The sequence below is a fragment of the Nitrospira sp. BLG_1 genome, assembly GCF_047338595.1.
Taxonomy (GTDB): Bacteria; Nitrospirota; Nitrospiria; order Nitrospirales; family Nitrospiraceae; genus Nitrospira_D.
This window is the reverse complement of record NZ_JBLFBO010000059.1, coordinates 1-12,771: the sequence shown is the minus strand read 5'-3', so window position 1 is coordinate 12,771 and position 12,771 is coordinate 1. Positions and strand designations below refer to the sequence as shown.

Sequence of the window (12,771 nt, the reverse complement as noted above, 5' to 3'; positions counted from 1 at the left end):
GTGAGGGGGCAGTATGCCCCAATGGTGTGTCTAAGGAAATCGTGGGGCGGAGGAAGTTTCACAATGCCCTACCGCCTCCTTGTCGGCCTCGAAGGAGTCATCAATTTGAGCCGGAGAGCCAAATAACTTCTGATGAATTTGGAAGCTTCCCTCTCGCCAAAGTTTCCTCAAGGAGTCATTGCTCTCACAATGCATTGAAATACTTCACTCTTTTCAACTTTTCAAGCTCTCAGACACAGAGTGACCTCCACCTTCCACTAACATAAAACCGTGGCGCTCCGGTCTCAGCGCATGTCTAGCCGATTCATGAAGATGGTCGGAAATTGTTCGCCAGGCCGGACCCCTTTCAAAGAGATTCCGCTGCCGATGGGCTGAAGATCATCCATACGGATGAGGCAGGTCGGCAAAGCCCTATACCCCGTTCCGGTCTCTCTATTTATGCGGCATGCAGAAAGTATTTTCTAAACCATTGATTCAATGAATATATTTGTGCTTTTTTTGAGCCAAGGTTCATGCTACGATCCCTGTGCTGCTTTCTTTCGCCATGGAGTCTCTCCCGGCGGTAAGAAATGGGGGGAGGTGATAGGGGTATCACCTCCCCTTTCTTTTTCCATACAGATTCTTCGGGATTGTGTCCGTATCCTGCCGATCCTTCGGTCTTCTTTCTCCTCCCCCTATCATTTTCTGCGGTACAGATCACCGGCATACCCATTTACATCCCAACCCGGTCATTCATTTCAGCCCCATGAAATGTCGTTCAGCAAGAGCAAGCCCTCTCTGATGACAAGAATTCTCTTGGGGAGTTACGTTTCTAGCCCGCATTCTTCATGACTCCTCTGCAGCAATCGCCAATCCGCTGTTGCGACAAGCCTGCGGCCAGCAGGCTTGCCCCTCAGACCCTCGACGTACTGCACGAGTACGCTTCTGGTCCTCCGGGCTCCGCGCGCCGGTCCTTCGACCTTGCTCAAGACGGTGAGCCTATCGAACCGTCTCACGACACAGTTGCGCAATTTTGCCACGAACAGTCATGAAAAAAGCGGGCTGGCAAGGGCCACTGATGAACTCTTCGATGAAAGAGCTCCCGGTACGGAGCTGGGAATGATGAAAGATGGGAGGAAGTGAGGAGGCGACGTGGCCGCCGCCTCCCATGCTACGATGACTACTTCTTCTTCTTGGCCGCCTTCTTCGCCGGCTTCTTCGCTGCTGCTTTCTTCGTCGCCATGAGTACCTCACCTCCCCTCGGGTTTAGAAATAGTGTTACTGCATGTGTGATATACCAGACTTTGTGCAATCAGTAAAATCCTCTCGACACAAAATAGCCCATCGGCTGAAAAAATCGGCAGACCTGATGTCGTCGAGGCCACTCATTGAACCCGCATTGTGCATGAACACCTCTACGGCAAGCACCAAGACGCCACTATGGCAAACATCGCCAGAGGTTGCCCATGGCCGGACGGACAGGCTCATGGGTCCCGACCATACTATATTGCGATAAGTATGCATCGGCCTCCTCGAGCTCCGCGTGCCTGTCCTTCGACTCTGCTCAGGATGGTGAGCCTGTTGAACCATCCGCTATGTCGTCTTATAGGTTTCGTCACGAGCCATCCTGCACAATGCGGGTCAGAAAGCCGAGGACGGAATGCAACCGCTAGCAATCGCCACCTATGATCATTGGACAACGGATGGGCTGAGTCCGTCACAGAGAGAGACGGGACCTGCGAACCCCACAGGGGTGAGTCATGTTGCCAGAGACATGAATGATGACGGCAACGAGATTGCGAACCACAGGGTAGGACTGAAGCGTCAGGACCTCAGCACCCAGAAAACCACGCAGGAAATGGATCATCTTCTGGCCAATGCTAGTACGGCCAGCCAATCACCCGCCGCTCCCATGTTTCAAGCCATCTTCCGCGTTACTTCCCAGACAGGTGCGTGACCGCTTGTTCCGCATGTTTCGTTGCGACGTCGGTATGCCCCGCGCTCCCATGCTCAACGGCATGTTTCAGCTCCGCGATCGCTGCATCGACATGCGCATCCTTCCCTGCCTTGAGCGCATGCTGCATGGCTGCTTCCGCACTGGTCAGGAATGGTCCCATATGACCTTGTTTGCTATGGTCCGCTGCTTCCTTGGCGAGCTTGATCGCTTCTTGGCGGTGCTGGTCTTCGGAACGGACTGCATCACGACGTGCCCCGCCTTCCGCAAACACCGGTTGCAAGGGCAGGACTGTTGAGGTGACGAGGACAAACAGTGCGGCGAGTGTAAGACTCCCGTGCGTCGTATATCGGCTCATGGGCATTCTCCCTTCTTGAAATGACGGTTACCAGCTCGCGTCCACCATCCTTCACTGAACGCATTGTAGCATGGGTGCTCCCAGAACGAACCGGCTCTACACACTGAGAACGATGCCGAGCACAGCAGGACTCGTTCAATCCGACTCCCTCTCATGTGACGGGCGACTATATCGTGACCGACTCAGCAATTGCTCCTTCATATAACGGTTTGTGGTCTTGTGATCGAGGTACGGCTGGTGGTGGAGCGTCCTCGTTCATGAACAGACACGAGTCACGATCCGATTCCTCCCCTTGCAGCAGGCTCATCGTTCACCACGAAATGAGGCACGAAGCGGCTGTGATTCCCATGGATCAGACCACGATCCTCTCGAATCCCCATCCCTGCCGGCTCGTCCCCAACCACCCAGGATCCGATTACCGGATGCCACCTCTCGAACACGGGCAACGGCACGTACTGCTGATAGACCGAGAGCTGCGCGTCATAGGGCCCGGCGGTCGTCAGCACCTGATCCCCGTTCACGATTGAAATATTGGCGCCTTCGCGTGACCAAAAGGGCTTCCTGACATAGGCCGCACAGTCTCCCGGTCCGGAAAAGAAGGCGGGCAACAGATTCGGGTGGTCGGGATACCACTCCCACAACAACGCCAGCAGCCCCTTATGGCTGAGCACCTGTTTCCAGGCCGGCTCCAGCACCAACATCGAGGACCGCGACAGCTCCGCCGCAAATGCGTCCTGACACATCCATTCCCAGGGATAGAGCTTGAAGAGCGTCGAGATCGGTTCGTTGCGGTGATCCACAAACCGCCGCTCCCGCGGCTCCCACCCGATTTGTTCGATCGGCAAAGTCTGCACGTGCCATCCGGCCTGGTTCGCCGTGTCGGCCAGATAGGTCACCGTCTGTCGATCCTCGTCGCTCCCATCCAAACACACCAAATGGAGCACATCGGTTGAGGCCCACCGACGGATCACGCGCCACTGCTCGATCAAGCGCTCATGCAGACAGTTGAATTGATCCGCCTCCGGACAGGTCTCTCGCCACCATTCCCATTGACCAACCGCAGCTTCCACCAACGAGGTGGGTGTATCGGCATTGTACTCGAGCAATTTCGGCGATCCAACCCCGTCATACCAGAAATCAAAGCGCCCATAGAGCGACGGCTCCTGCCGCTCATATGAATCAATGATACGAGGCCGCGAATGTTCGGGGATGCGGAGATCGGCAAACCGATCCTCGCGAATGATCCGCTCGACGGCCTCGATACAGAGCCGATGCAGCGGCCGAGTCGAGGCAGTCGACCTGCGCCTGACTGAACTCATAGGCGGCATCCTCGCGCCAGTAGCCTCCGTCCAGACTATGATTAGGTGACGCCGGCCCGATCAAGTTGCGCCGGCCAATCGGTACGCGGCTGCATCGCACGACGATGCATTGCTACGTCCCCTCGCCCGGCTTGTAGATTTGGCCGCCGGTCCAGCCGAAACCGCCGCGTTGGCACACAACCGTCACCTCATCACCTGAACAAACATCGCCTCCCGACATGGCAGGAGAAACCACCCCCCGGTTGTTGATCTGATCGCCCCGCACAGAGCAACCATCTGCTCCCTGCCCGGCAGCGATCCACACCATCGCTCCCAAGCCATCCGCCGCTGCAGCTAGACTCACCCGCACCTCGGTGGAATGCCGATGACGAGGAGGTATGGGGCCGGGCATAGACCCCTCCGGGCATTTCTTGTCCATGGGAACCTTTCAATCGAATCAGAACACTCGGGAAGGAACAGAGAGACAGGCGCGTGCGGATATTTTACACGGATTGACGGCTCATCGGACTTTTGGGTTCCACTCACTCGCCAGTTTCTTGGCCTCGGCGATTTGAGCCGGTGTCATCTCCTTGGCCAGTAAGTCGCGCAGCATGGGCGCCGGCTTATCCCCGTTCGTCGCAGCCAGACTCAACCACTTATAGGCCTGGACCTTATCTTTCGGCAGTCCATTCCCATCATCGTACATGATGGCGAGTTTCGTTTGAGCAAGCGCCTCGCCTTGGGTTGCCGCCAGACGGAACCAACGCAACGCCTGCTGATAATCTTTCGAACCGCCTTCCCCATTAAAATACAACGTGCCAAGGCTGAACTGCGCCTTGGGCTGTCCCTGTGCCGCCGCTTTGGCATACCATTTCCTGGCTTGCCTATCGTCCTGCGGCACACCGCGGCCCTTGTGATATAGCATCCCCACCTGATACTGCGCCAACGCATTGCCCTGCTCTGCCAGCGGTTGCCACTCGCGCAAGGCTGTCGCGTAGTCTTCACGGTCATGCGCCGTCATGCCGGCCTGAAAATCAGCCCATGCAGGCAAGGCGAAACAGAAGATCGACAACACCAGGGCTATGGGAAATCGGGTACACATGGGCATCTCGTGGAGTAGCGCATTCTAAAAGGATCGCGATGCTAGGAGCAAGACTCAGCAGTGATCGAGGGTGAGCAACTCAGGAAAGAAGAGGAAATTCAAAAGCCCCTCAGTCCTCATTGCTCCTCCCGGAGGGCAATGACTCACCCGCCATTCTTAGGCCCGCCGACATCCACCCCGACGACACGTGAGCAGCGGGCGAGCGTCAGGAAGCCTTGGCAGGCCGCAGGCGAAGTTCAGTCTGCACATGTTCGAGCACAAACAGCTTCAAGAGGGTTTGATATGGCACGTCGCGCTTGTTGGCCAACGTCTTGAGGTGATCAAGCAACGACTTCGGGAGGCGGAGAGAAATCGTTTCTGTCGACGGTTTCAGGCGTGGGAACACCAGGCGACGCCCCTTGGATTAGTTGACATACACCGTGGAGTCGTGCGACGCGCCAAAAGGCGGCCTCCGCTTGCACAGTCTTGAACGTCGGTCGGCGTTTGAGCTTGCGCATGATAGGTTCTCAGTTCTTTTAGGTCTTCTGCCAGCGCACGGTTTGATTCCAAGACCAATTGAACCGCTTCGTGAAGATTCGTTCGGGCCTTATCGAGCGTCTCACCCTGGGTGTTTGCACCGGGTAATTCCCCAACAACGGCAATATACCCTTCAGGCACCTGTTGAAAGACCGCCGTGAGCTGTTCTTTCATGCTTGCGCCCTCCTCACAGCGGTACGTATACCAGACCGGAGTGTGAAAACTCACATGGCCATCTTCACAACCCTCGATTCCTACGGCCGAGGGAACGTTCGTCACGGGATTCCCTGCACGAGTTACGATCCAAGCTATGACCTAGTCGTCTCCTCGTCGCATGATCATCTGATCCTTGTTTCTTCTTCCTTGCCTCTTGAACCTTGTTCCTTGCCCCTTCAACAAGACTCCTCACGCATGTCACGACTCATGAGCGGCATGGATTCTCACAGACCTGCTGACCATGATCGCCAAAACTTGAAGAGAGCAAAGCCCGACCCCATTAACGTCCACCCATGATGAACGGCCATTGCGCCGACACAGCGGAGAGAGTGTCGGGCGAGTCTTGCTTGTTTGAACGATCGCGTTGCATCAGAGCCGCGCATGCACGATTCAAGATCTGACCCTCTTTGTGACCCCTTATTCGGAATAGGGCCGACCGCACATGGGCAACTTTAGGAAGCAGGGCGCACTGTTTCATTCTGCCTCCTCCTCGTCCGGTGTTGGGAATCCGTGTTACGTGAGACACTCCTGACAGGTAGTGGTATGAAGTATCGTCTTATAAGAGTACATGCACAATTCAAGATCCAGCCATTGCCGCAGTTCTAAATACGCCCGTCTCTCGGCCTTTCCTTTGCCCCACCGTCGAATGAGTGAATACAACAGACACAATCTGCCCCCGAACTATACTCTACGAATCGACCTAGGAATCAAACAGCTTCGGTTCCTTAGGTTCCGCACTGATCAACTCGCCAGACCTTGGTCCTTGTCATGATCTTCGAAAAAAACACGATCACCAACAACGATGGTCCCATCCTCGTTAAGGGATGCTGTTTGAGAATATGTCACTTGAGGCGTGAAATGAGCTTTCTCACCCAAAATGTATTTTTCGCCAAGAAGTGTCCATACAAGACGACAGCCTAATTTCTTCAATCGAATGAGTAGGTCATCTCTATCTGCCAACAAGGTAGCGGGACCACCTTCCGAAGAGGATGGATCGCGAAAAACAGTCTTTCCATTGGCGATTGAGAAACCGTCCACACCATCCCACCAGAGCGGCCCCGCTTCAAAGAATGCGCGAGCTGGGACATGAAAATGGATACTACTGGGCAGACTGCCATCATACTCCCATTCACAATTTATTTCATTGGAGACAGGCACGAACTCCAATTTAGAACCGCTTACCCGATGACCGAAGCCTAGCCAGTCATCGGTTTCCACGTTGCACACGCTCGCCCAAGGATATTCGCCGACGAAGACATGAAGCCATTGAGCACCGCGGGGCATCCAGTTTCCGAAGAAATTACGTCGAGATATAGCCTTCATTGCAGCAAGGAATTGAGCCTCCTGAACTAAAAACGCCTCCAAGTGAATCCAGGTCGATCTGTATGGCTCACCATATGGTCGGGCTTCCCGATATTCGGACCACGTCGGATAACACATCAACGGCATCCAGCTCTGGCCCTCGTGGCTCTTAGGCGCGAGAAGCGACTGCATCGATGGCAGATCGTCATTTTGGTGAACCCACGTTGAGCAGTCGAGCTGTTTTGTTGAGTGTAGATCTACGTTGCCGCCTACCCACCAACACTCGGAAGGCGTCCGGTCAGCACGTTTGGTACGAGAGATGGTCGGATCTAGCTTACGCTCATCGATTAAAATGAGAGGGAGCCGTCCCGTCGTCCGTTCGAACGAGTCTTTCTCTCGGTCGGCGCTGTCATAGAGGCGGGATGCCAGCTGATACATCGCGATCCACTGATACTTTTTTCCGATTCGCTCGGCCCACGCCGGTTTTCCCCTGCCACCTCCGGTCTCTTGGGTTACGGAGAAGTCATAGTGGGTGCACTGTGAACCTCTGTATCCGAAGTCGTCCAGAATACGCTTCGCAATCCACCGTCCTATGGCAGGCTTAGGCATCGCGCGATTCCATCCGTTCAGGCAGTTGATTGAGTAGTGATTGAAGTCATCATGCATACAGCTTCGAACCACCAAGCGAACGCCGTAGTCTTTCTCGTCTTTCCATGCCTCTTCCTCGCTCTTGGCTGGAGGTTCCGGGCGAGGTGTCGTCAAATTGCGCTGGCTTGGCAGCGTTGGATCGAACCTCTTATCGAGGCAGTCAAGGTGTGCCGCCAGCTCGGCGATACATCGAATATGGTCGCGGATGATCGCATTCTGGAAATCTTCTGGGCGGGTCGCATACGCGGTAAGCAGCTCCTCGGCCAGCTTTTTCAGCACAGGTTTGTCTCGCGAATGAATTAAGACGCCATATGCGATGAGCAAGGACCGCTCTCGTACCTCATCGTCATCGGCCGATAGGAACATAGCCACTACCTTGGGGAGGATCGTCGTGTGAACGCGCAGGATCGCTATCGCCGCTCTGACCGCAGAGTCCTTCACTCGACGATCAGCCGCTGCGCTGAACCAAAGGAGGACAACGCACCAGCGTTCCGCGGTCGAGGAATCGACTTTCTGAAGGTCTATGTCCTTCGCAGTTTCGATTATACGGCGGACGATGTTGTTCCCCTTGTAGCCGAGCTTCAGATAACCACACCAAAACGCGTCCCGCTTGGCGAACGGCAGCCGCCCCAAGACCTCATTGAGCCACAACGCATCGATCTCCGACTCCTGCGTGGAGACCGCCAGCATGGCATCGATTGCCTTATATGCATCGGGGGTGTTGAGCATTTCCCGGAGCACGTTCTGTGTTGATGGCAAGAACGTTTCTGCGGTACGCCATGGAAGGGAGCGCACAACGACGGTGGCAATCTCGCTTCGGACGGAATCATCTTCGACCAAGTCGGTGAGCTCTATGCCGAGTATCTTTTCTGGCAAGAGAACGGAGATCGCCGAAAGCAGGCCGGCATTTTCCCGGACTGCCTGTATCGTGCCCAAGAGGTGAGCGAATTGACCACCACTCCGGAAGGCCTCAGAAACGTTTGATCTCGTGAGGGAATCAAGCATCTCCGACGCCACAAGGAAATCGCCGAATCGCTCGAAGGCTGGACGCACGACGTTCTCTGCACCAATGGCATCGGTTGAGGGGCCGTCCTCGATCAGCAGGTCCGCCGTGACGAGCCACTGCAGGACATTGAGGCCTTTAGCCTGCGGCTTCGCCTTGTCGATAACCGACTGGGCTTCAGACCAGTGGAGAGCCGCGCTGCCCACACGAGCGATCGCGGCGCTGATCGCCCGAAGAGAACCGCTGACTATAGCTGCGCCTGAGGAGACGCTGTGTTCGGTCGCGAACTGTTCTTCCTTATATGCGAGAAACGCGCGGATGACAGGGGCAATACCAAACCATCCTTTTGGCAATTGCTTCAGCCCCTTCGCCTTCAGGGTCTCGCAGACCAGCTTAAGATAGAGCGGGTTTACTAGCTCGGGCTGCAAGACCGGGACGAGAGGGGGCTCCAACTCATAGTGAGAGAAGAAGGCGTTGCAGGCCTCTCTCTCCATTCCTGCGAAGCCCTTGTGCTCGACCGCCTGATCTGCAAAGTCCTTCGGCAGGCACACGGGGAGGAATGAGGTACGGCACGAGACGCAGAGCTTGAGATGCGCGCGCGAGAGCACCGCCATGGCGAACTCGGCGAAGCGGCCGAACCAATAGCTCTTCGGCCGCGTTTCGTTCACCGCATCCACGCAGATCACGAGCTTCTTGCCCGAGCATTCTGCCGCAGCGTCGAGCGCGTCGAGCACGCCGTCGCAACCGAGCGTGAGCGGAGCTCCGATCGACTCGGCGAATCGAGTCCATGGATCGGGCTCTCCACTGAATTGGTGTCCGAAGACAACGCATGTGTAGGCGCCGTCAGCTAGTCGGCGTTGTGCGATGTCGCATAGGCTGTGCGTCTTGCCTGCGCCACCGGTCCCGCTCAGCACAAACACTGGCTTGAATGCGAGATAACCAGCCGGAGACGAAAGCCAATCGGAGAATGCGCGCCATTTGCGCTGGGCATCGCGCACCGCGTCAAGATTGGCCGCGGGGAATGAACACTGATATTCGGCCATGAACGATCGGAAGCGCTTTGAATCTGAGGACCCTTTGCCATGCTTGGTGTCCAATTCCAAAGTCAGGTCGTTTTCAAGGGAAGCGAATTGAACAATAACGTGGTCAATACAGGTCTGAAGCTTCGTGATTCCCTCTTCTGTCGGCGCGCCCACGAGTGCCTCTGCGCTTTGGACGCAGGCTTGCGAATTAGCGACCACCCTTTTCCCAATTCCGCGAGCGGTCTCCGGCCAGCCAGGAAACGCAGGATCGGCACTCTTTTTCTCAACCAGCCTCTCGACGTCGTTTGTCTCCTTACGGCAGGCCTCGATCTTAGTGGCAAACTGCGCCTGCCAGTCCAGCTCTCCTTCGAATGATAAGAACCATTCTGACAGAGGCGTTTTGAGGCTGATCTCCCGGTTATATCGCGGACCAGCTATATGCTTAGCGGTAGCAATATGGTTTTCGAACCACACTTCGGAGAACGTCGTCGCGGAAAAGAAATAGTGACGAAGGCCACCCGACCGGTCATTCGCCAAAACGAGATCCTGAAGATCGTGCGCCGACCGCCGTTCGATGGTCAGGGCGTGCCCCTTGGCCTTTGCGTCGGCTTTCACCTTCCGCGCCCACTCGTCGAACTTCTCGGTCTGGCTTTTACCTTTGCGCCCTGTCTTGCCCGTGAGATCAAAGGGGAAGCACACCACATAGCGTGTCAGATCAGGGTGGATGGAAAGCGCCGTTTCGAATGAGAGCTGCGTCTGCTTCAAAAGACCATCGATATCGAACACATACTTCGTCTGCCAGCCGGTCACACAGCCATTCGTACCGATCACTTTACATTCAACGCCACCATCGCCGCCCGCACCACGATAGCGCTCAAATCTAGTATCGGCCGGTCGACTCCTGGAGGCTAGCTGACAGCAGAGTTCCTCAAAGGCGTTTTCGACGCTCCCACCTCGAGCCGCGATGTTCTTAAAATTAATCTCGGGCATAAACTTGCAGCGTTGTCACAAATGTCAGCCCATGCTGCAGATAGCTAATGCATGATGAAATCCTGAAACGGTGTCAGGAATCTACTTTTAATATAAAATTCGCGGAAGCTTACCCGTTTCTCTCTAAGAAATCACGCACCCCCTGTAGGTATGGAAAGTCTGACGGCTACGTGAGCTCAGGACATTGTGGGTGGTGAGTCTTGAGTTATGGAAGACCCTACCGCCTCATCAACTCGTCGGCGCCCCGGTGCGTCCTCCTTGGGGAATGGTTGACTTATGCATGTACCATGCATACGATAGGAGCATATCATTCAAGGAAGGACTTATGCGGACCACATTGGATCTTGATGAAAAGCTCATTCGGCAACTGATGAACGTGACCGCCGCCAAAACAAAAACCGATGCCATTCACCAGGCTGCTGCGGAATTGATCCGAAGAAAAAAGCTGGATCAACTCAAGTCGTTAAGCGGCACTATCCATCTGGATCTGGACTGGAAGCGGCTGGAAGCAGTCGAACTCCAGCATCAATCTTCGTTAAAGCGCCGCCGACATGGTCATCGCTGATACCTCCGTCTGGATTCCTTTCTTCAACCGTCCGGACTCTCACGAAAAAGCCGCGCTGGATCTGCTTATCGATGCCGACGACGTGATGTTGGTAGGCGTCGTGCTGGCCGAGTTACTCCAAGGGTGCAGGACGCCCTCGGAACGGGTGACCCTTTCTGATGCTCTGTCGGCTTTACCCTATCGTGAAGTGACCACCTCGACGTGGATGCATACCGGCGACCTCTCGGCACAGCTTCTTCGCAAAGGGATCACCCTGCCGCTATCAGATCTCTTGATCGCGGCATTGGCCATTGACCACGGGTGCCGTGTATACAGCCTCGATACCCACTTCACAAGGATTCCCGGTCTGTCCCTCTACATGCCCGCGTCGATCTGAGCCTTGATCGGAGTTGTCGTCTTGCCGGCGTCGAGCAGGAACACAACCAACATGTCGCTCATTACATTCACGCCGGAGCGATCATGGCCAATGATTGAGTAAGCGCTTCTGATGAGCGGAATCGCGGCGAGGATGACCTGGTTCGGCAGACCGGCAAGAGACCCGCCGCGTCTGTGTGACTATCGGACGCTAGCCTGCCTGGAGGTCGTGGATCTGGTCGATGAGGCGCTGAAGTTTCGCAACGATGTGACGGCGCTGCTCGTTGGTGAGGTCTATCGCATCCGTCATTGCCAGGCTGTCCACGCTCAATCTTAGGCGACCTGTTGCCACTGCGTGACTTCCACCGCCGCATGCTTGCTATGCGCATTTGACACGATGCGCTCCAGCTTCGCCGCTACTGGATCGTCGATCCAAGCATCGCCGCATTGGCCGCAGACGAATGCCGGAACATCTCGTACAACCTCCACACCAAACTTCAAGTCCACGGCAAAGGCCGTTGTCCCTGGTTGCTTCCCTCCGCCACACAGGGGACACCGTCCGACATGTCCACTCATAGCCTTTTCCTCCTGGTCTTGCAATCCGCTTCAAAGTGCTCCAGGTCCGGACGGTAGGCGTGATGACATGGCGTACCGAGTCGGCAGATTCTGAGCGGCGACGATCTTTCTACCTCTGCGACTTCTCCATCATCCGGTCCGAGACGCTCAGCTAGCCTTGGCCGTGACCTGAAGTCGGACACGGGTCTTTTTCTGAAGCGCATGCACAATCCCGAAAAAGTTTTCCGTGCTCGGATTCCCATGGGGAGCGAGCATGCGGTGGAGGCTCTTGCTCGGCTTCTTGAGCACCGCCGCCAATTCCTCGAAGCCTACCGTCGCGTTCACCAGATCGCGGAGAACCGCTTTTCCCGTACCGGTGTCCCCTCCCAGGTAGGCATTCATCGCTTCGGTGAAGAGCGATTCCCGAAACCGTGGGTCGCGTTGGACTCGCGTGACAACTGTGTCTTTAAATTCCCGTGTGAGGGCCATGATTCCTCCGTTGCCTCACGCCTCTGTCTTCAGGCGTTTCCGACGTCGATAGTCTGCCCATCGCTCGTGTGCGGCGTCGATGCGTTGTTGCTGCCGCTGCTTGCTGCTTCCACCAAGGAGAATCACCAGGCGATCTCCGTCCTTTCCAAAATAGACTCGATAGCCTGGACCGAAATCTATCTTTCGCTCGAACACTCCTCCACCGACCCCTTTGACCTGTGACCAGTTTCCTGCCATGAGTTGATAGAGCGTGGCGGTGACCTTCGCCGCAGCCGCCGCATTCAGCCCATCGAACCACGCTGCAAAAGGCGACCGCCCCTGCCCATCGCAATATTCCAGGACTCTGACGTCAGCCACATACTATGGTAACACATAGGTTACCACAAAACCAATGTAGGAGGTTGGAGGCTGAAGGCTAAG

Annotated in this window: 13 protein-coding genes; 3 read left to right on the top strand and 10 right to left on the bottom strand. The window is 55.7% G+C overall.

All coding sequences use genetic code 11. The features are described from left to right. Window positions 1-1,913: 1,913 nt before the first annotated feature. The 7 genes from smbP to ACMTNU_RS18880 all read right to left on the bottom strand — a co-directional run bounded on the left by smbP (window position 1,914) and on the right by ACMTNU_RS18880 (window position 10,388). The gene (smbP, locus tag ACMTNU_RS18910) at window positions 1,914-2,291 is read right to left on the bottom strand and encodes a small metal-binding protein SmbP (protein ID WP_413936846.1); all 378 of its coding nucleotides are present in this window, start codon (window positions 2,289-2,291) and stop codon (window positions 1,914-1,916) included. Window positions 2,292-2,563: 272 nt separating this feature from the next. Beyond that, window positions 2,564-3,610: a glutathionylspermidine synthase family protein gene (locus tag ACMTNU_RS18905; RefSeq protein WP_413936845.1), complete on the bottom strand. Its 1,047-nt coding sequence runs from the start codon at window positions 3,608-3,610 to the stop codon at window positions 2,564-2,566. 112 nt (window positions 3,611-3,722) lie between these two features. Next, the gene (locus ACMTNU_RS18900) at window positions 3,723-4,001 is read right to left on the bottom strand and encodes a hypothetical protein (protein ID WP_413936844.1); all 279 of its coding nucleotides are present in this window, start codon (window positions 3,999-4,001) and stop codon (window positions 3,723-3,725) included. Window positions 4,002-4,109: 108 nt separating this feature from the next. Further along, window positions 4,110-4,691 carry a tetratricopeptide repeat protein gene (locus ACMTNU_RS18895; RefSeq protein ID WP_413936843.1) on the bottom strand — a complete coding sequence of 194 codons (582 nt, stop codon included), beginning with the start codon at window positions 4,689-4,691 and terminating at the stop codon, window positions 4,110-4,112. 205 nt (window positions 4,692-4,896) lie between these two features. Further along, on the bottom strand, window positions 4,897-5,076 hold the full coding sequence (locus ACMTNU_RS18890; RefSeq protein ID WP_413936842.1) for a CopG family antitoxin: 180 nt from the start codon (window positions 5,074-5,076) through the stop codon (window positions 4,897-4,899). Further along, the gene (locus ACMTNU_RS18885; protein ID WP_413936841.1) at window positions 5,061-5,381 is read right to left on the bottom strand and encodes a type II toxin-antitoxin system HicB family antitoxin; all 321 of its coding nucleotides are present in this window, start codon (window positions 5,379-5,381) and stop codon (window positions 5,061-5,063) included. The genes ACMTNU_RS18890 and ACMTNU_RS18885 overlap by 16 nt, the downstream gene beginning before the upstream one ends. A gap of 783 nt (window positions 5,382-6,164) precedes the next feature. After that, a complete protein-coding gene (locus tag ACMTNU_RS18880) occupies window positions 6,165-10,388 on the bottom strand; it encodes a hypothetical protein (protein WP_413936840.1) in 4,224 nt (1,407 codons plus the stop codon). Between the two features lie 325 nt (window positions 10,389-10,713). Here ACMTNU_RS18880 and ACMTNU_RS18875 point away from each other — a divergent pair, with 325 nt between their 5' ends. The 3 genes from ACMTNU_RS18875 (at window position 10,714) to ACMTNU_RS18865 (ending at window position 11,644) form a co-directional block, all read left to right on the top strand. Continuing rightward, on the top strand, window positions 10,714-10,953 hold the full coding sequence (locus ACMTNU_RS18875; protein ID WP_413936839.1) for a type II toxin-antitoxin system VapB family antitoxin: 240 nt from the start codon (window positions 10,714-10,716) through the stop codon (window positions 10,951-10,953). Next, window positions 10,940-11,329, top strand: coding sequence for a PIN domain-containing protein (locus ACMTNU_RS18870; RefSeq protein WP_413936838.1), 390 nt, complete (start codon window positions 10,940-10,942; stop codon window positions 11,327-11,329). Before ACMTNU_RS18875 ends, ACMTNU_RS18870 begins: the two co-directional genes overlap by 14 nt. A 111-nt stretch (window positions 11,330-11,440) precedes the next feature. Next, entirely contained in the window at window positions 11,441-11,644 is a 204-nt protein-coding gene (locus ACMTNU_RS18865) for a hypothetical protein (RefSeq protein ID WP_413936837.1), read from the top strand. Here the strand turns inward: ACMTNU_RS18865 and ACMTNU_RS18860 are convergent. From ACMTNU_RS18860 to ACMTNU_RS18850, 3 genes are all read right to left on the bottom strand, one after another. Next, window positions 11,641-11,883 (bottom strand): type II toxin-antitoxin system MqsA family antitoxin, encoded by a 243-nt coding sequence (locus ACMTNU_RS18860; RefSeq protein ID WP_413936836.1) that lies wholly within the window; start codon window positions 11,881-11,883, stop codon window positions 11,641-11,643. The genes ACMTNU_RS18865 and ACMTNU_RS18860 overlap by 4 nt on opposite strands. A 147-nt stretch (window positions 11,884-12,030) precedes the next feature. Further along, window positions 12,031-12,351, bottom strand: a complete 321-nt coding sequence (locus tag ACMTNU_RS18855) for a DNA-binding protein (RefSeq protein ID WP_413936835.1) — start codon at window positions 12,349-12,351, stop codon at window positions 12,031-12,033. A gap of 15 nt (window positions 12,352-12,366) precedes the next feature. Continuing rightward, on the bottom strand, window positions 12,367-12,708 hold the full coding sequence (locus tag ACMTNU_RS18850) for a type II toxin-antitoxin system RelE/ParE family toxin (protein WP_413936834.1): 342 nt from the start codon (window positions 12,706-12,708) through the stop codon (window positions 12,367-12,369). Between the last annotated feature and the right edge of the window lie 63 nt (window positions 12,709-12,771).